Source organism: Actinomadura sp. CNU-125 (assembly GCF_001942465.1).
GTDB lineage: Bacteria > Actinomycetota > Actinomycetes > Streptosporangiales > Streptosporangiaceae > Spirillospora.
The window spans coordinates 1-17526 of record NZ_MKJY01000089.1; the positions used below are offsets into that span (position 1 = coordinate 1).

The 17526-nt window shown below is 73.7% G+C and carries 16 protein-coding genes and 3 pseudogenes; 13 read left to right on the forward strand and 6 right to left on the reverse strand.

The features are described from left to right. Positions 1 to 540, reverse strand: a 540-nt coding sequence (locus tag BJF79_RS11935) for a TetR/AcrR family transcriptional regulator (RefSeq protein ID WP_075897080.1), incomplete at its 3' end; no start/stop codon positions are given. Between the two features lie 272 nt (positions 541 to 812). Here BJF79_RS11935 and BJF79_RS66750 point away from each other — a divergent pair. Together BJF79_RS66750 and BJF79_RS59510 are read left to right on the forward strand one after the other, a co-directional pair. Further along, positions 813 to 1052: pseudogene (locus tag BJF79_RS66750) on the forward strand (alcohol dehydrogenase catalytic domain-containing protein); the annotation flags it as partial. A gap of 91 nt (positions 1053 to 1143) precedes the next feature. Further along, entirely contained in the window at positions 1144 to 1722 is a 579-nt protein-coding gene (locus tag BJF79_RS59510; RefSeq protein WP_262401891.1) for an alcohol dehydrogenase catalytic domain-containing protein, read from the forward strand. Positions 1723 to 1725: 3 nt separating this feature from the next. Here BJF79_RS59510 and BJF79_RS11945 read toward each other — a convergent pair whose 3' ends face one another. Continuing rightward, positions 1726 to 3114: an amidase gene (locus BJF79_RS11945; protein WP_075897082.1), complete on the reverse strand. Its 1389-nt coding sequence runs from the start codon at positions 3112 to 3114 to the stop codon at positions 1726 to 1728. Positions 3115 to 3118: 4 nt separating this feature from the next. Next, positions 3119 to 4210 (reverse strand): D-2-hydroxyacid dehydrogenase, encoded by a 1092-nt coding sequence (locus BJF79_RS11950; protein WP_083733363.1) that lies wholly within the window; start codon positions 4208 to 4210, stop codon positions 3119 to 3121. 273 nt (positions 4211 to 4483) lie between these two features. Here BJF79_RS11950 and BJF79_RS11955 point away from each other — a divergent pair, with 273 nt between their 5' ends. The 9 genes from BJF79_RS11955 (at position 4484) to BJF79_RS11995 (ending at position 13104) form a co-directional block, all read left to right on the forward strand. Further along, positions 4484 to 4966, forward strand: coding sequence for a DUF3830 family protein (locus BJF79_RS11955; RefSeq protein WP_262401893.1), 483 nt, complete (start codon positions 4484 to 4486; stop codon positions 4964 to 4966). A gap of 16 nt (positions 4967 to 4982) precedes the next feature. After that, positions 4983 to 5744, forward strand: a complete 762-nt coding sequence (locus BJF79_RS11960; protein ID WP_075897086.1) for an Asp/Glu racemase — start codon at positions 4983 to 4985, stop codon at positions 5742 to 5744. Between the two features lie 40 nt (positions 5745 to 5784). After that, positions 5785 to 6573 (forward strand): aspartate/glutamate racemase family protein, encoded by a 789-nt coding sequence (locus tag BJF79_RS11965; RefSeq protein WP_075897088.1) that lies wholly within the window; start codon positions 5785 to 5787, stop codon positions 6571 to 6573. A gap of 16 nt (positions 6574 to 6589) precedes the next feature. Then, positions 6590 to 7249: a GntR family transcriptional regulator gene (locus tag BJF79_RS11970; protein WP_075897090.1), complete on the forward strand. Its 660-nt coding sequence runs from the start codon at positions 6590 to 6592 to the stop codon at positions 7247 to 7249. Positions 7250 to 7347: 98 nt separating this feature from the next. Next, entirely contained in the window at positions 7348 to 8601 is a 1254-nt protein-coding gene (locus BJF79_RS11975; protein ID WP_075897092.1) for an aspartate aminotransferase family protein, read from the forward strand. A gap of 119 nt (positions 8602 to 8720) precedes the next feature. Beyond that, positions 8721 to 9827, forward strand: coding sequence for an agmatinase family protein (locus BJF79_RS11980; protein WP_075897094.1), 1107 nt, complete (start codon positions 8721 to 8723; stop codon positions 9825 to 9827). 34 nt (positions 9828 to 9861) lie between these two features. Beyond that, positions 9862 to 11052, forward strand: a complete 1191-nt coding sequence (locus BJF79_RS11985) for an MFS transporter (RefSeq protein ID WP_262401892.1) — start codon at positions 9862 to 9864, stop codon at positions 11050 to 11052. A gap of 43 nt (positions 11053 to 11095) precedes the next feature. Beyond that, positions 11096 to 12235 carry an acyl-CoA dehydrogenase family protein gene (locus BJF79_RS11990; protein WP_075897098.1) on the forward strand — a complete coding sequence of 380 codons (1140 nt, stop codon included), beginning with the start codon at positions 11096 to 11098 and terminating at the stop codon, positions 12233 to 12235. Positions 12236 to 12354: 119 nt separating this feature from the next. After that, a complete protein-coding gene (locus BJF79_RS11995) occupies positions 12355 to 13104 on the forward strand; it encodes a nucleotidyltransferase domain-containing protein (protein ID WP_075897100.1) in 750 nt (249 codons plus the stop codon). Here the strand turns inward: BJF79_RS11995 and BJF79_RS12000 are convergent. Further along, a complete protein-coding gene (locus tag BJF79_RS12000; RefSeq protein ID WP_075897102.1) occupies positions 13101 to 13775 on the reverse strand; it encodes a TetR/AcrR family transcriptional regulator in 675 nt (224 codons plus the stop codon). The genes BJF79_RS11995 and BJF79_RS12000 overlap by 4 nt on opposite strands. Before the next feature lie 154 nt (positions 13776 to 13929). Between BJF79_RS12000 and BJF79_RS59515 the strand changes: the two are divergent. Both BJF79_RS59515 and BJF79_RS59520 read left to right on the forward strand, forming a co-directional pair. Next, positions 13930 to 14103: pseudogene (locus BJF79_RS59515) on the forward strand (MFS transporter); the annotation flags it as partial. A gap of 106 nt (positions 14104 to 14209) precedes the next feature. Continuing rightward, entirely contained in the window at positions 14210 to 15037 is an 828-nt protein-coding gene (locus BJF79_RS59520; protein WP_262401894.1) for an MFS transporter, read from the forward strand. Positions 15038 to 15703: 666 nt separating this feature from the next. On the opposite strand, the gene BJF79_RS12015 is transcribed toward BJF79_RS59520, so the two are convergent. Together BJF79_RS12015 and BJF79_RS55350 are read right to left on the reverse strand one after the other, a co-directional pair. Beyond that, a complete protein-coding gene (locus BJF79_RS12015) occupies positions 15704 to 16840 on the reverse strand; it encodes a CaiB/BaiF CoA transferase family protein (protein WP_075897104.1) in 1137 nt (378 codons plus the stop codon). Between the two features lie 72 nt (positions 16841 to 16912). After that, positions 16913 to 17526: pseudogene (locus BJF79_RS55350) on the reverse strand (hypothetical protein); the annotation flags it as partial.

Sequence of the window (17526 nt, forward strand, 5' to 3'; positions counted from 1 at the left end):
GGGACGATCAGCGCCCCGAAGAGGACGTCGCACATGCGGGCCGGGAGTTCGGGGTCGCCCTCCCGCGACGAGCGCCAGCACGACCCCGGTGCCCGCGGCGTGCACCATGTTCGCGGCGGCCTCGACCGGCAGGCGGAGCCGCCCCGCGCGGGCGACGGCCCCGACGAGGCCGAGCAGGATCTCGTGCGCCTCGGCGGCGGCGGGCGGGCGCCGCGCCGTCCCGTACATGAGCGTGTAGAGCTCCGGGTTCGCGCGCCCGAACTCCAGGTGCAGCTCCCAGCCCCGGCGCAGGTCCTCGACGGGGTCGCCGGTGCGGGGCTGCGCGCGCTTGCCGGACAGGTACCGCTCGAAGCCGTAGGCGGCGACGGCGTCGAACAGGCCCTGCTTGTCGCCGAAGTGGTGGTAGAGGGTCGGGGCGCCGACCCCGGCGGCGCCGCAGATCGCCCGCGTCGAGACGGGCTCGCCGCCCGACTCGGCGAGCAGCTTCGCGGCGGCCCGCAGGATGCGTTCCCGGGCCTCGACGTCCTTCTGCGCAGTCACAACAACGATGTTACAGAAAATTTCCGAACATCGATATGGCCTCCTGACCTGGGAAAACGAGCACAGGGACCAATGGAGTGCTATAGCGACACTATAGAGCTTGCTATATCGTCGTTATCGGCGGTCGGCGCGGCCGCCATCGCAACGACGAAGGGAGCGCAGCCATGCGCAGCGCCGTTCTCACCGCACCCGGCAAGCCGCTGGAGATCGTCGAACGCGACGTCCCCGCGCCCGGCCCCGGCGAGATCCTCGTCCGGGTCACCGCCTGCGGGATGTGCTTCTCCGAGGTCAACCAGCTCCACGACCACTACCCGTTCGGGGCGTTCCCGGCGGTCCCCGGCCACGAGATCACCGGCGTCGTCGAGGCGCTCGGCGAGGGCGTCTCCTGGCCCGAACCCGGCACCCCCGTCGGCGCCGCCTGGATCCACGGCTCGTGCGGACGCTGCGACAACTGCGTCCGCGGCGACCAGATCCTGTGCACGGGCGGGCCGAAGCAGGTCACCGGCGTCAACCGCGACGGCGGGTACGCCGAGTACTTCCTCGGCCGGGCCGGGTTCGTCACCCCGCTGCCGCCGCCTCGACCCGGTCGCGGCCGCGCCGCTGATGTGCGCCGGGGTCACCGCGTTCAACGGGCTCCGGCAGGGCGGCGCCGCCGCCGGGTCGAAGGTCGCCGTGCTCGGCACCGGCGGCGTCGGGACGCTCGCCGTCCGGTTCGCGGCGGCGATCGGCGCCCGCGTCGCCGTCGTGTCCCGGTCGCGGCGCGCCGAGGCGCAGGCCCGCGACCTCGGCGCCGAACTGTACGTCGCGTTCGACGAGCAGGACCCGGCCGAGGCGCTGCGGGCATGGGGCGGCGCCGACCTGATCATGAACACGGCGCCGCACACCGGCACGGCGCAGGCCGCGTTCGGCGGCCTGCGCCCGGACGGGACTCTGCTGTTCGTCGGCTTCGACGGCGCGGAGGTGTCGGTGCCGCCCGTCGCGCTCGTCCTGCACCGGCAGCGCGTGATGGGCAGCCCGTCCGGGTCGCCGCACGACCTGCGCGACACCCTCGCGTTCGCCGCCGCGCACGGGATCGTCCCGGACGTCACGCCGGTCACGCTGGACGACGCGCCGGGCGTGCTCGCCGCGATGGACGCGGGCACCCACCGGGGCCGCGCGGTGATCACGTTCGGCCGGTCCTGAACCTCACGACCAGGGCCGGGCGACCTCGAACGCGGAGCAGGCGCGCATCACCAGGGCGTCGGCGTGGCGGGCGCCGACGACCTGCAGCCCGACCGGCAGCCCCGCCGCGGTCGTCCCGCACGGCACGCTCGCGGCGGGCTGCTGCGTCATGTTGAACGGGTAGGTGAACGGGGTCCAGCCCGTCCAGTGCGAGGACGGCGACCCGGCCGGGGCGTCCACGCCCGCGCCGAACGCCGGGATCGGCATCGTCGGGGTCAGCAGCAGGTCGTAGCGCTCGTGGAACAGGCCCATGAGCCGGCCGAGCTCCATCCGGCGGGCGGTCGCGGTGAGGTAGTCGAGGGCGGAGTACCGGGCGCCCCGCTCGCAGCCCTCCCGCAGGTTCGGGTCGAGCGCGGCGAACTGCTCGGCCGTCAGATGCTCGACGACCTTGGCGGCCCCGGCGAACCACAGGACCTCGAACTCCTCGACGGGGTCGCCGAACCCGGGGTCGGCCTCCTCGACCTTCGCGCCCAGCTCGGCGAACGTCTCGGCGGCCGCCGCGACGAGCGCCGCGACCTCCGGGTCGACCGTCGCGAACCCGAGCGCCGGGCTGAACGCGACGCGCAGGCCGGTCAGATCCGCCGCCCGCTCCCCGGGGGAGAGCAGGAACGGGTCGGACGGCGGCGCGAGCGCCGACCAGTCCCGGGCGTCCGGCCCGCACACCGCGTCCAGCAGCAGCTCGGCGTCCTCGACCGTCCGGGTGATCGGGCCGACGTGGGCGAGGGTGCCGAACGGGCTCGCCGGATAGTGCGGGATCCGCCCGTACGTCGGCTTGATCGTGAACGTGCCGGTGAAGCTCGCCGGGATGCGGACCGAGCCGCCGCCGTCGGTGCCGAGCGCGAGCGGCGCCATGCCCGACGCGACGGCCGCCGCCGCGCCGCCGGACGAACCGCCGGCCGTCCGGGACGGGTCGGCGGGGTTGCGGGTCACACCGGTCAGCGGCGAGTCGGTGACGCCCTTCCACGCGAACTCCGGCGTGGTCGTCTTCCCCGCGAACACCGCGCCCTGCTCGCGCAGCCGCGCCACCGACGGGGCGTCCTCGGTCCACGGGCCGGACGGGTCGATCGTGGTGGAACCGCGCAGCGTGGGCCAGCCGCGGGTGAGCAGCACGTCCTTGATCGAGACGGGCACGCCGTCCAGCGCGCCGAGCGTCGCCCCCCGCCGCCACCGGTCGGCGGACGCGCGCGCCATCTCCAGGGTCGTATCGGCGTCCACCAGGCAGAACGCGTTGACCTTCGGATCGTCCCGCTCGATCCGCGCGAGGACGGCCCGCGCCGCCTCCACCGGGGACAGCGTCCCCGCGCGGTACTCGTCGATCAGCTCGGCGGCGCTCAGGTCGGCCGGGTCCGTCATCGGACTATCCCCCTTGCTCGGTGTGCGGGGCGTCGGTGCGCGGGGCGGCGCCGCGCGCGGCGGACGTCCCGTTGGTGCTCGATTCCGTCGCGGCCGGGGCGCCCGACCCGACGTAGCCGAGCCGCTTGTCGACGACGTTGCGCAGCGGCCTGCCGGTCGCGAACCGGTCGAAGTTGTCGACGAACAGCTCGACCAGCTCGTCCCGCCAGCCGACGGTGTCGCCCGACATGTGCGGCGACACGATCACGTTCGGCAGCTCCCACAGCGGGGACTTCTCCGGGAGGGGCTCCTCCTCGAACACGTCGAGGGCCGCGCCCGCGATCCGCCCGTCGCGCAGCGCCGCGACCAGGTCGTCCTGGACGACCAGGGCGCCGCGGCCCACGTTGATCAGCCGCGCCGACGGCCGCATCCGCGCCAGCGCCGCGGCGTCGATCATGCCGCGGGTCCGCTCGGTGAGGGGCGCGGCGAGCACGACGTAGTCGGTCTCGGCGAAAGCGGCGGCGAGGCCGTCGGTGCCGTGCACGGCGCCGAAGTCGGGGTCGCCGGTGCGGGCGGTGCGGCCCGCGCCGCTCACCCGCAGCCCGGCGGCGGCGAGCCTGCGGGCGATCGCCCGCCCGATCGGGCCGGTGCCGACGACGAGCGCGCGCTTGCCGGTGATCCGCTCGGTCTCCCGGTGCCGCCAGCGCCGCTCGCCCTGCAGCCGGACGGTGCCGTGCAGGTCCTTCGCGAACGACAGCACCAGCCCGAGGACGTACTCGGCGATCGGCTCGTCGAACACGCCTCGCGAGTTGGTGAGGATCGTGTCACTTCGCGTCAGGCCGGGGAACATCAGCTTGTCGACGCCCGCGCTCGCGATGTGCACCCAGCGCGGCGTCGGGGCGCCGTCCCCGGCGGGCCACGCGGCGGCGAGGGCGTCGGACAGGAAATCCCACACGAAGAGCGCGTCGGCCTCCGCGAGCGCGTCGGCCAGACCGGACGCGCGCACGTAACGGACGTCGGCCCGGCGCTCCACGGGCGCCATCCCGGACGGTTCGACGTCGCCCGTCAGCACCGCCACCACGGGCGGTGCGCCGGCTGCCGGAGAAGGCTGCTGCATCGGCCCTGCTTTCGAGGATCCGGGAGTTTACGTGATGGGAACTCGGGGAGGCATTGACACGCTAGGAAGGGTTCGTAGGATTGTCAACAATCAGCGCGGCCGACACGCGGCCCGTACCGACCGCGCCGATCGTGCTGCAAGACCGTCGCAACCGCTGCCCAAGCATGGCCAGGACGGATCCCAGAGCGCTCTAACGCAACAGCAAGAGTCCTTTCGGGTGGCGACGCTCTCGCCCACCCCTGTTCCACGGGGAGGCCCGGCATGCCCAAGCTGATGACCATCTCCCTCGAGCGGCGCGGCGTCTCGTGCGTCGCCGAGCTCCTGGAGAAGGACGCGCCGCGCACCTGCGAAGCGGTTTGGCGCGCCCTGCCGCAAGGCGGCGACGCGTACCACGCCAAGTACGCGCGCAACGAGGTCTACACGATGGTCGAGTACTTCTCGCCCGAGGAGATCGGCCAGGAGAACCCGACGGTGACGCCCATCCCGGGCGACGTCGTCCTGTTCTCGTTTCCCGGCGGGATGCTCGACCGGAAGTTCAAGGAGGAGAAGAACATCCACGAGCTTCCCGGCGTCATCGACCTGGCGATCTTCTACGGCCGCAACAACCTGCTGCTGAACGGGGACGTCGGCTGGGTGCCGGGGAACGTCTACGCGACGATCGTCGACGGGCTCGACCGGATGGCCGAGGCGTGCAACGACGTCTGGCGCTCCGGCGGCGTCGGCGAGCGGCTCGTCTACCGCCGGCACGAAGGTTAGAGCGGTGGCCGCGCAAATGACATTCGATCCCACGCTGGTCGTCGGTCCCGAACTGCTGGCCCAGCAGGGGATCGGCGTGGTCGCGCCCTTCGACTTCGCGCTCGACCGCGAACTGTGGCGCTGGACGCCCGACGACGTGTCCCTGTTCATGACCCGGCTGCCCTACGTGCCGGTCCCCGTCACGGTGGAGATGGCGTCGGCGCTGTCGGACCACTCGATCGTCCGGCAGGCCACCCGGGACGTGCTCGCGCCCGAACCGCTCGCGGTCGCGTTCGCCTGCGCGTCCGGGAGCTTCATCCGGGGACGGGCCGGAGAGGAGACACTGCACAAGACGATGCTGGCGGCGGGCGCACCGGCGGTCGCGACGACGTCCGGGGCGCTGGTGGAGTCGCTGCGGCTGCTGAACGTCGGCCGCATCGCGGTCGTCACGCCCTACATCGACTCGGTCACCGACCGGCTCGTCTCGTTCCTCGGCGAGCACGGCATCGAGGTGGTGTCGTCGGTCGGGATGGGGCTGCTCAGCCACATCTGGAAGGTCGGGTACGGCGAGGTCGTCAGCGCCGTGTCCGCGGTCGACCGGCCGGACGCCGAGGCCGTGTTCATCAGCTGCACCAACGTGCCGACCTACGACATCATCGCGCCGCTGGAGCAGCTGATCGGCAAGCCGGTGCTCACCTCGAACCAGGTCACGATGTGTTCCGCGCTGCGCGCGATGGGCCGTTCGGCGAACGGCGCGGGGCAGTCGCTCGTCCAGTTCAACAGTCCCACCGCAGCCTGACCCCGTCCGGGATGATCCCCGAGAGTAGGATTGTCAACAAATGTCGCAGAACGGACTGAGCGCCGGTTTCCTCTACCCCGGCTACAGCGCCGAGGACGACTACCCGGCCATCGAGGCCGCCCTCGGCGATGTGCGCCTGCCCGTCGTGCACACCCTGATGCGCGAGGACGCGCACCGCGTGGACGCGCTCCTCGACGTCGGCGGCCCGGACGTCCTGGCCACCGGCGCGAGCAAGCTGCGCGAGATGGGGGTGGGGGCCGCCGTGTGGGCCTGCACCAGCGGCAGCTTCGTCTTCGGGTGGGACGGCGCCGAACAGCAGGTCGCGGGCGTCGCCGAAGCCGCCCGCGCCCCGGCGTCCAGCACGTCGTTCGCGTTCGTGAACGCCGTACAGGCGCTGGGCGTCACCCGGGTCGCGGTCGCCGCGACCTACCCCGAGGACGTCGCCGAGAAGTTCGGCGAGTTCCTCGGGCACGCCGGCATCGAGGTGGTGTCGCTGTCCTGCAAGGGCATCGTCACCGCCGCGGAGGTCGGCACCCTCGGCCGCGAGGAGGTCCTCGCCTTCGCCGCGGCCAACGATCATCCGGACGCCGAGGCGGTGCTGGTGCCCGACACCGCGCTGCACACCGTGTCCTGGCTCGACGAGCTGGAGGCACGCGTCGGCAAGCCGGTCCTGACGGCCAACCAGGTCAGCGTCTGGGAGGGCCTGCGGCTCGCGAGCAGTTCCGGTGAGTCACCCTCCGGCGGGTTCCGGCCGCGCACCGGCTTCGGCCGGCTGTTCGCCGAACCCGTCCCGCAAGCGGCGCCCGGACGCCCGGCCTGGAGGCTCTGACGAAAGGTGACCTCCCATGAGCCGACTGGGCGAACTCGAACCCGTCCCCCGCAAGTCCACCGTCGAACTCGTCTCCGACGAACTCCGGGCCGCGATCATGTACGGCTCGCTGGAACCGGGTGACCAGCTGGGCGAGGCCGAGCTGGCCGCCCGGCTGGGCATCAGCCGCGGGCCGCTGCGCGAGGCGATGCAGCGGCTCGTCCAGGAAGGGCTGCTGGTCAGCGAGCCGCACCGGGGCCTGTTCGTGATCACGCTGGACGAGGGCGACGTCGAGGACGTCTACCTGGCGCGGCTCGCGATCGAGCGGGCCGCCGGGAAGCTGATCATGGAGCGGAACCGGGGCGAGGCGGTCGCCCGGCTCACCGACGCCCTCGAAGGACTGGTCGAGGCCGCCCGCGAGCGCGACCGCGTCAAGATGAGCGACGCCGACCAGGCGTTCCACGAGGTCCTGGTCAGCGCGTCCGGCAGCCAGCGCCTCGAACGGATGGCGCACACGCTGCTCGTCGAGACGCGGATGTGCCTCAACGCGCTGCAGGACACCTACCCCGAGCCGGACGACCTCGTCGAGGAGCACCGGCGCATCGTCGACGCCATCGGCGACGGCGAGGAGGAGCGGCTGCTGCGCCTCATCGAGGAGCACATGACCGACTCCATCGAAAGACTGCGTAAAGACTGACCGGACGGCCACATTCTTGGCCCCTCCCCCTCCGCCCGGAGGGGTGCGGTGGCCTAGGCTGTCGATTGTCGACAATCTACATCGAGAGAGGGGCTCCGATGGCGACGCTGTCACCTCTGCTGAAGCAGGCGACTCCCGTCCTGGCCGAGCGCGGCGAGGGCGTGTACCTCTACGACGGCGACGGACGCCGGTACCTCGACTTCACCGCGGGCATCGGCGTCACCAACACCGGCCACTGCCACCCGCGCGTCGTCGAGGCGGCCCAGAAGCAGGTCGGCACGCTGATCCACGGGCAGTACACGACGGTCATGCACCGGCCCCTGCTCCGCCTGGTCGAAGCCCTCGGGGACGTCCTGCCCCCCGCCCTCGACTCGGTGTTCTTCCTCAACAGCGGCAGCGAGGCCGTCGAGGCGTCGATCCGGCTCGCCCGGCACGCCACCGGACGGCAGAACATCGTCGTCTTCCACGGCTCGTTCCACGGCCGCACCATGGGCGCCGCCGCGCTCACCACCGCCGGCACGAAGTTCCGCGCCGGGATCGGCCCGCTGATGCCCGGGGCGGTCGTCGCCCCGTTCCCGCAGGCGTACCGGTACGGGTGGGACGAGGACGAGGCCGTCCGGTTCGCGCTGCGCGAACTCGACTACGTCCTCGCGACCACGAGCCCCGCCGCCGACACCGCCGCGTTCGTCGTCGAGCCCGTCCTCGGCGAGGGCGGCTACATCCCGGCGCCGCCCGCGTTCCTCGAAGGGCTCCGCGAACGCGCCGACCGGCACGGCGTCCTGCTGATCGTGGACGAGGTCCAGACCGGCTACGGCCGGACGGGCGAGTTCTGGGGCCACGAGCACAGCGCCATGCGCCCCGACGTCCTCATCACCGCGAAGGGCCTGGCCAGCGGTTTCCCGCTGTCGGCGATCGCCGCGCCCGCGGCGATCATGGAGAAGGCGTGGCCGGGCTCGCAGGGCGGCACCTACGGCGGCAACGCCGTCTCGTGCGCCGCCGCGCTCGCCACCCTGGAGGTCATCCGGGACGAGGACCTCGTCGCCAACGCGGCCCGGCTCGGCGCCCGGCTGAACGACGGCCTGCGCAAGGTCGCCGCCGACCACCCGGTCATCGGCGACGTCCGCGGCCTCGGCCTGATGCAGGCCGGCGAGTTCACCACCGCCGACGGCGAACCCGACGCGGCGACCGCGCAGCGCGCCCACCGCGCCGCCGCCGACCGCGGCCTGCTCCTGCTGACCTGCGGCGCCTTCGGCAACGTCGTCCGCCTCATCCCGCCCTTGGTGGTGAACGAGCACCAGATCGACGAGGGCCTGTCCCTCTGGGCCGACGCGGTCGCCGAAGCCACGGCCTGACCCGCTCGGACGCCCCGCGGAACCCGGTTCCGCGGGGCGTCCCCGTCCGGGCCCGCCGGTTACGGGCGTGCTGTTCGGGCATGTCACGGGCCTGCGGGCTACGCGACGGGGAGGCGGGCATGGGCGGCGGGCCACCGGTGGGGCGGGGGGATCGGGTCGATCCGGCGGAGTTTCCCCGGCGCGAGCCCGGCCCGATCAACGTGCAGCGCTACCGGCACGTCCCCGCGTATTCGGGGATCGCCACCTTCCTGGGCCTCCCGCTGTGCCTCACCCCCGAGGACCTGCGGGCCGGAGACGCCGACGTCGCCGTGGTGGGGGCGCCGATCGACATGGGGACGGGGCACCGGGGCGCGGCGTTCGGGCCGCGGGCCATCCGCTCGAGCGAGTGGATCATGGCGCACACCCCGTCGGCCCTGATGGAGTCCGACACCAGGATCAACCCGTTCGAGGAGCTCACGGTCGTCGACTACGGCGACGCGGCCGTCGATCCGCTGAGCGTGGAGAACTCGATCGAGCCCGTCCGCGGCGTCGTCCGGGAGATCGCGGAGGCGGGGGCCGTCCCCGTCGTCCTGGGCGGCGACCACTCGATCCTGTGGCCGGACGCCGCGGCGATCGCCGACGTCCACGGCCCCGGCAACGTGGGCGTGGTCCACTTCGACGCGCACGCCGACTGCGCCGACACGGTCCACGGCCACCTCGCGTCCCACGCCACCCCGATCCGGCGGCTCATCGAGGACGAGCACGTCCCGGGCCGCAACTTCGTCCAGGTGGGGCTGCGGTCGGTGCTGATGCCCGACGACGAGCTCCTGGCGTGGATGCGCGCGCACGGCATGCGGTCCCACTTCATGGCGGAGATCGACCGGATCGGTTTCCCCGCCGTACTGGAGAAGGCCATCGCCGAGGCTCTGGACGGCCCCGAGCACCTCTACCTCTCGATCGACATCGACGTGCTCGACCCCGCGTACGCGCCCGGGACGGGCACGCCCGAACCGCCCGGCCTGACTCCGCGCGAGCTGCTCCCCGCGCTGCGCCGCATCTGCCACGAGACGCCCGTCGTGGGCATCGAGGTAGTCGAGGTGGCGCCCCATCTCGATCCCGGCAACACCACCGCGATGAACGCCCGCAAGGCGATCTTCGAATGCCTCACCGGGCTGGCCCTGCGCCGCAAGGGCGTCCCGGGACCGGCCTACCTCGACCCGATCGCCGCCGGCCTCGACGACCTCTGAACCGCCGCAAAACGGTTGCGGAAGCGGCGGTGGGTTGATCGACTCACCGGTCGTGCGGACCTACAGGGAACTCTTCCGATCACCCGAGTTCACGCCCCTGTTCGCGGTGTCGTCGGCGCAGTCCGCCGCGCTCGCGGTCGGCGGGCTGGCGCTGAGCGTGCTCGTCTACGACACCACCGGGTCGCCGCTGCTGGCGGCGCTCGGCATGTTCGGCCCGGCGTTCGCGCACGTGGTGGGGGCGGTGGCGCTGCTGTCGGCGGCGGACCGCCTGCCCCCGCGGGCCGCGCTGGCGGCGCTGCTGACCGCGTCCGGGCTCGGCACCGGCGTGCTCGCGGTCCCCGGGACGCCGACGTGGGCGCTGTTCGCCGTGGTGCTCGGGCTCGGGTTGGCCGGCGCGGTGCTCGCCGGGGTGCGGTACGGGCTGCTGAGCCAGATCCTGCCGCAGGACGGGTACCTCATCGGACGCTCGGTGCTGAACGCGTCGAACGGGATCACGCAGATCGCCGGTTTCGCGCTCGGGGGCGTCCTGGTGGCGGCGCTGTCGGCGCGGGGCGCGCTGCTCGTGGCGGCGGGCCTGTACGTACTGGCGGCGCTGGTCGCGCGGGCAGGGCTCGCCCGGCGCCCGCCGCGTGCGGCGGGGCGGCCGTCGGTCGCCGAGACGTGGCGGGGCAACGCGCTCCTGTGGTCGTCGCGGCCCCGGCGTTACGCGTTCCTGGCGATGTGGCTGCCGAACGGGCTGATCGTGGGCTGCGAGGCGGTGCTCGTCCCCTTCTCGCCCGAGCACGCGGGGTGGCTGCTGGCGCTCACGTCGGTCGGGATGCTGACCGGCGACGTCCTCATCGGACGGTTCGTGCCCCGCGCGTGGCGTGCGCGCCTGGCCGTGCCGCTGTTGTTGCTGCTCGCCGTGCCCTACCTTGTGTTCGCGCTGGACCCGGCCGTCACGGTCGCGGGCGTCGCGGTCCTGGTCGCGTCGATCGGGTACGGGTCCACGCTGCTGGTCCAGGATCGGCTGCTGGCGCTCACGCCGGGCGAGATCCACGGGCAGGCGCTCGGCCTGCACTCCTCCGGAATGATGACCATGCAGGGAGTCGGCGCCGCGCTCGCCGGGACGGCCGCCGAGTTCGCCTCTCCCGCGACCGCGATCGCCGCCCTGGCGACGGCCTCGATCGTGACCACGCTCGTCCTGGCGCCCGGTCTGCGTCCCCCGGCGCCCGCGCCCGCGTGACGGCTGTTAGATTCCGAATCTCGTTCTAACGGCTGGAGGCGCGTTGAGCATCTGGAACACCCCCGAGCGCGCGGCGCTGCGCGAACTCGTCCGCGATTTCACCGGCAAGGAGATCGTCCCGCACCTGGCGGAGTGGGAGGACGCCGGGGAACTGCCCCGCGAGCTGCACGTGCGGGCCGCGGCGGCGGGGCTGCTCGGGGCCGGGTTCCCGGAGGCGGCGGGCGGGTCGGGCGGGGACGTCCTCGATCCGCTCGTGGTGACCGAGGAGATCATCCGGGCGGGCGGTTCGAGCGGCGTCGTCGCGTCCCTGTTCACGCACGGGATCGCGCTGCCGCACATCGTCGCGTCCGGTGACGAGGGGCTGATCGGACGGTTCGCGCGGCCGGTGCTGGCCGGGGAGAAGATCGGCGCGCTCGGCATCACCGAGCCCGGCACCGGATCGGACGTGGCGGGGATCCGGACGACGGCGGTCCGGGACGGCGATTCGTACGTGGTGAACGGCGCGAAGCTGTTCATCACCTCGGGCGTGCGGGCCGACTTCGTCACGACGGCCGTCCGGACGGGCGGGCCCGGGTTCGAGGGGATCTCGCTGCTCGTCGTGGAGAAGGGCACGCCCGGGTTCGGCGTGTCGAAGCCGCTGCGCAAGATGGGGTGGCTGTGCTCCGACACGGCCGAGCTGTCGTTCGACGACGTGCGGGTTCCGGTGGGCAACCTGGTCGGCGCGGAGAACACCGGGTTCCTGCAGATCGTGCAGAACTTCGTGGCCGAGCGGCTGTCGCTGGCCGTGCAGGCGTACGCGACGGCCCAGCGGTGCCTCGACCTGACGCTCGGGTGGGTGCGCGAGCGCGAGACGTTCGGGCGTCCGCTGTCGTCGCGGCAGCTCGTCCGGCACAAGATCGCCGAGATGGCGCGGCAGGTCGAGGTGGCGCGTACCTACACGCGTTCGATCGCCGAACGGTACGCGGCGGGCGAGGACGTCCTGACCGAGACGGCCTACGCGAAGAACACGGCCGTCTACGCGTGCGAGCACGTGGTGCACGAGGCGGTGCAGTTGCACGGCGGTATGGGTTACATGCGGGAGTCGGAGGTCGAGCGGCACTACCGGGACGCGCGCATCCTCGGCATCGGCGGCGGCACGAACGAGATCATGAACGAGATCGTCTCGAAGCGGCTCGGTCTGTAGGCGGCGCGGTAGGGTCTGTGACGTGAAGTGACGACCTGACGCATCCGACGGCGCCGCTGGAGTCCGGCGCGGGTCCGTTGCGTCCCGGCGTCCATTCACTTCACACGATCGGATTCCCCATGACCGACGAAACGTTCCTCGACCGCGTCGCCGACCGGCTCGCGGACCTGCCGGGGGTGCGCGCGGTCGCCCTGGGCGGCTCGCGCGCGGAGGGCACGCACGCCCCGGACAGCGACTGGGACCTGGCCGTCTACTACCGCGACCGCTTCGACCCGGCCGACCTGCGCGCGGTCGGCTGGGCGGGAGAGGTGTCGGAGATCGGTGCCTGGGGCGGCGTCTTCAACGGCGGCGCCTGGCTGACGATCGACGGCAGGCACGTCGACGTCCACTACCGGGATCTCGGCGTCGTCGAGCACGAGCTGGCCGAGGCCCGGGAGGGGCGCTTCCGCTGGGAGCCGCTGGCGTTCCACCTCGCGGGCATCCCCGGCTATCTGGTGGTCGCCGAACTCGCCGGCAACCGGGTGCTGCGCGGCGCCGACCTGCCCCGCCCGGAGTATCCGGACGCGCTGCGTGCGGCCGCGCCGCCGGTGTGGCGCGGCCAGGCGGCGCGCACGCTCGGGTACGCGCGGGACGCCTACGTCCGCGACGGCCGGGCCACCGAGGTCGCGGGCGCGCTGGCCACCGCGGCCATGCAGACGGCGCACGCCGTGCTGGCGGCGCGGGGCGAATGGGTCACCAACGAGAAGCGGCTGCTGCTGCGGGCGGGCCTGCGCGGCATGGACGCGATCACGGCCGGGCTGCGGCCGGAGCCGGACGTCCTGGCGCGGGCGATCGCCGACGCGGAGCGGCTGTTCGAGGAGGCCGCCTAGGTTCGGCGCGCGCGTCCGGCGGTCAGGCCGTCGACCAGGGCTCGGAGGCCGTCGAGGTAGGTGTCCTCGGCGGTCAGCTCCGGCCATCGCGACGCGACCCCCGCGACCCGGGGCAGTTCGGCGGCGTCGACGCCGGCGAACACCCGCTCCCGGTAGGTGGGGCGGTCGTCGGACGCGCGCCGCCGCTCCCCCGCCGCGCGGACGATCATCTCTCCGACGGTGTAGTACCAGACGGCCCGGTAGGCGTGCGCGGCCTCGTCGGGGGTGAGGCCGGACGCGACGAAGCCGTCCATGATCTGCTCGACGAACCAGAGCGCGGCCTCGGCCATCAGGTCGTCGGCGGTGAGCACCTCGACGATCCACGGGCAGGCGGCGAGCGTCCGGCGGATGGCCGCAGCCACGACGATCACCCGTTCGCGCGGATCGTCCGGAAGGTCGGGCCTGTGCAGATTCCGCGCCGCGTAGTCGTCCAGGAGCAGGACGAGCAGCCGTTCCTTGTCGCGGACGTGGTGGTACAGCGCCATCGGCGTGCTGCCGATCTCCTTGGCGAGCCGCCGCATGGTCAGCCGGTCGACGCCCTCGTCGTCGACGATCCGGCGCGCGGTCTCAATGATCTCCGCGCGCGAGATGCGCGGCGGCCTGCCCCTGCGCTGCGCGGGCGGTTGCGACATCCCCCCATCATCGCCCATCCGCCGTCCGGGGTGGACGGCCGCCGTATCTTCGGGCTACTTTTCTTACATGTATAGAAACTCGCGGGGGCGGCCCGGAGTGGTGCTGGCGGCGGCGACGGTCGCGCAGTTCCTCTTCGCGCTCGACATGGCCCTCATGAACATCGCGCTGCCCGACGTGCGCGAATCCCTCGGCTTCGCGCCGGTCGATCTCGCCTGGGTCGTGCACGTCTACGCGCTCACCTTCGGCGGATTCCTGCTGCTCGGCGGGCGGCTCTGCGACCTGGCCGGACGCCGCCGCCTGTTCGTCTTCGGGCTGGCCGCGTTCGGGCTGTGCTCCCTGCTCGGCGGCCTCGCGCAGGCGCGGCGGCAGCTCGTCGCGGCCGCGCGGGCAGGGCGCGGCCGCCGCCGCGGCCGCCCCGGCGGCGCTCTCCCTGATCACCACGACGTTCACCGAGGGACGGGCACGGGTGCGGGCGCTCGGCGTGTGGAGCGCGATGAACGCGGCGGGCGGCGCGCTGGGCGTCCTCGCGGGCGGGCTCCTCACCGAGTACGCGGGCTGGCGCTGGGTGATGCTGATCAACCTGCCGATCGTCGCGGCGGCGCTGGCGCTCGTGCCCGCGGGCGTCCCCGCCGACGCGCGTCCCGGACGGCGGGAGCGGCTGGACGTGCCGGGCGCCGTCCTCGCCACCGGCGGCATCGGCCTGCTGGTGTTCGGCGTGGTCCGGACGGACGCGCACGGCTGGGCTTCGGCGGCGACGCTCCGCACGCTCGCCGCGTCCGCCGTCCTGCTCGCGCTCTTCGTGCTCGTCGAGGGCCGGACGGCCGCGCCGCTCGTCCGGCTCGGGCTGCTGCGGAGCCGCTGGGTCGCGGGCGCGAACGTCCTGGTGTTCCTCGCCGCCGCCGGGCAGTTCGCGGCGTTCTACTTCGTGTCGCTGTACATGCAGGAGGTGCTCGGGATGGGCGCCGCCGCGACGGGCGCGGCGTTCCTGCCGTTCACCGTCGGGGTGGTCGCCGGGACGGTCGTGGCGACCCGGGTGAGCTCGTCCCGTTCGCCGCGCGCGTCCCTGGTGCCCGGCACGCTGCTGGCGGCCGCGGGCCTCGGCTGGTTCGCGCTGATCAGCCCGGACGGCGGCGTCGCCGTCGACGTGCTCGGACCGTCCGTGCTGACCAGCGTCGGGCTGGGGCTGGTGCTGGCGCCGGTCGCGGCCGCCGCGAGACGGGCGTCGCCCCGCACGAGGCGGGCACGGCGTCCGGGCTGCTGAACAGCTCCCGGCAGCTCGGCGGCTGTGTGGGCCTGGCCGTCCTCGCCACCGTCGCCGCCCGGCACACCGCGGACCCCGCGTCGCGGCGTCCGTCACCGGCGGCTACGCGCTGAGCCTCGCCGTGGCCGCGGGCCTGTTCCTCGTGGCCGCCGCCGTCGCCCTGACGCTCCCGCGCCGCACTCCCCCGCCGCCCGCCACCCCCGTCCTCATGGAAGACCGGCTGGAAGGAACACGCTCATGAACTTCGTCGACATGTTCGCGTCCGCGATCAACTTCTACCCCGACGGCACGGTCGAGGCGGCCGAGCGGCGGATGACGACCGACTCGGGCGGCTGGCAGGTCGCGGCGTTTCGCGTGGAGACCGACGCGGACGTCCACAGCGACCACTGGGAGGTGCACCCGGCGGCCGAGGAGGCGGTGTGCTGCCTGTCCGGCGGGCTGCGCCTGTACTTCCGCCCCGAGGAGCCGGGCGGCGAGGAGGAGGGCGTGTCCCTCGCCCCAGGTACCGCCGTGATCGTCCCGCGCGGCCGCTGGCACCGGCTCGAACTGGACGAGCCGAGCGACGTCATGTCGATCACGCTGCGCCGCGGCAGCGCCAGGAGAAGCGCTCCGGCGGCTGAGGCGGGCGGTGCCCGGCGGCTCGGGGCCGCCGGGCATGGCCGCTGGTCAGGCCTGCGCGACCGCGCCGGACTCGATGAGCGCGTCGACGTCGTCGAAGCCGAGGCCGGTGAGGACGTCGCGGGTCTGGCCGCCCGGCAGGACGGGGACGCCGTCGGTCTCCGCGGGGGTGCGGGAGAAGCGGGGCGCCGGGGCGGGCTGGCGGTGGCCGCCGAGTTCGGGGAAGACGTCGCGGGACGTGTTGTACGGGTGGTCCTTCGCCTCTTCGAGGGACAGGACGGGCGCGACGCAGGCGTCGGACGGCAGGAAGACCTCGGCCCACTCGTCGCGGGTGCGGGCCTTGAAGGCGGTGGCGAAGCGGTCGCGGAGGTCGGGCCAGCGGGCGGTCTCGTGCTGGCCGGGAAGGTCCTCGCCGCCGAGACCGAGGAGGCGGACGAACTCGGCGTAGAACTGGGGCTCGATCGCACCGACCGCCATGTGCTTGCCGTCCGCGGTCTCGTAGACGTCGTACCAGGGCGCGCCGGTGTCGAGCATGTTGACGCCGCGGCGGTCCTGCCAGATGCCGCCCGCGAGGAAGCCGTGGATGAACGTCGACAGGTGCGCGGTGCCGTCGACGATGGCGGCGTCGACGACCTGGCCGCGCCCGCTCGTCCGGGACTCCAGGAGCGCGGACAGGATGCCGACGACGAGGTACATGCTGCCGCCCGCGAAGTCGCCGAGGAGGTTCATCGGGACCTGCGGGGGGCCGCCGGCGCGGCCGATGGCGTGCAGGGCGCCGGTGACGGCGATGTAGCCGATGTCGTGCCCGGCGCTCTGCGCGAGGGGGCCCTGCTGGCCCCAGCCGGTCATCCGGCCGTAGACGAGGGCGGGCTTGCGGGCGAGGCACGCGTCGGGGCCGATGCCGAGGCGCTCGGTGACGCCGGGGCGGAACCCTTCGAGCAGCACGTCGGCCTTCTCGACCAGGCGCAGGACGACCTCGCGGCCCTGCTCGGACTTGAGGTCGACCGCGACGGAGCGCTTGCCGCGGTTGGTGAAGTCGGTGGCCATCCCGCTGCCGACGGCGGACGCGCGTTCCACGCGGATCACCTCGGCGCCGAGGTCGGCCAGCAGCATCGCGGCGAACGGGCCCGGCCCGATACCGGCCAGCTCGATCACCCGCACTCCGGAGAGCGGACCCTTGCCCATCTCGACCCCTTCGCTGAACGTCGTTCGGTCCCCCCAGTGTGCACCATCGGCGTAAGCGCGCGCTGACTCGGGTCAGCGGTCGCGGTCGCGGGCCGTCACCTCGACGGGCGACCCGGGGTCGGGCGACGTGCCGATCAGGAGTCCCTCCCGCGTGCGGGCGCGCAGGTCGCCGTCCACGTGGGGAGCGAGGTCGCGCGCGGCGGCGGCGAGGTAGCGGCGGCGACCGTCCGGGGCGGTCCACCACGTGCCGCTCACCGGGCGCCGGACGTCGCAGGGCCCCGTCCGCAGCCGTTCGCCGCCGGTGCGGAGCATCGCCTCGGACGAACCGGTCCCGTCGGCGAACGTCAGGCGGGTGCACGTCCAGTCGGCGGTGCCTCCGCCGTACGGCAGCGGTCCGGACCAGAAGTCCCACGCGACCGCCTCGGCGACCGGGCGACTCCCGTCCGCGGTGAGGCAGCCGAGGCGGTCCCAGAAGTCGCGCCCCCGCGGGCCGAGGCGTTCCGGGGCGGTGCCGTCGGACGTCCGGTGGTCGGGCGAACGGTAGGCCAGGACGGGCGCGCGGGGGCCGCCGAGGACGCCCACGGTGCGGGCGCCGAGGTGGAACAGGGGGCCGCGGCCGCAGGGCGTCGCGCGCGGCGACCGGCACGGTCTCGCCGTCGCGGGCGGGCAGGGCGGCGCCGTCGAGG

Coding starts and splice junctions, on each gene's coding strand:
- BJF79_RS59510 (WP_262401891.1), top strand. CDS start 1,144: ATGTGCGCCGGGGTCACCGCGTTCAACGGGCTCCGGCAGGGCGGCGCC.
- BJF79_RS11945 (WP_075897082.1), bottom strand. CDS start 3,114: ATGACGGACCCGGCCGACCTGAGCGCCGCCGAGCTGATCGACGAGTAC.
- BJF79_RS11950 (WP_083733363.1), bottom strand. CDS start 4,210: ATGCAGCAGCCTTCTCCGGCAGCCGGCGCACCGCCCGTGGTGGCGGTG.
- BJF79_RS11955 (WP_262401893.1), top strand. CDS start 4,484: ATGACCATCTCCCTCGAGCGGCGCGGCGTCTCGTGCGTCGCCGAGCTC.
- BJF79_RS11960 (WP_075897086.1), top strand. CDS start 4,983: ATGACATTCGATCCCACGCTGGTCGTCGGTCCCGAACTGCTGGCCCAG.
- BJF79_RS11965 (WP_075897088.1), top strand. CDS start 5,785: ATGTCGCAGAACGGACTGAGCGCCGGTTTCCTCTACCCCGGCTACAGC.
- BJF79_RS11970 (WP_075897090.1), top strand. CDS start 6,590: ATGAGCCGACTGGGCGAACTCGAACCCGTCCCCCGCAAGTCCACCGTC.
- BJF79_RS11975 (WP_075897092.1), top strand. CDS start 7,348: ATGGCGACGCTGTCACCTCTGCTGAAGCAGGCGACTCCCGTCCTGGCC.
- BJF79_RS11980 (WP_075897094.1), top strand. CDS start 8,721: ATGGGCGGCGGGCCACCGGTGGGGCGGGGGGATCGGGTCGATCCGGCG.
- BJF79_RS11995 (WP_075897100.1), top strand. CDS start 12,355: ATGACCGACGAAACGTTCCTCGACCGCGTCGCCGACCGGCTCGCGGAC.
- BJF79_RS12000 (WP_075897102.1), bottom strand. CDS start 13,775: ATGTCGCAACCGCCCGCGCAGCGCAGGGGCAGGCCGCCGCGCATCTCG.
- BJF79_RS12015 (WP_075897104.1), bottom strand. CDS start 16,840: ATGGGCAAGGGTCCGCTCTCCGGAGTGCGGGTGATCGAGCTGGCCGGT.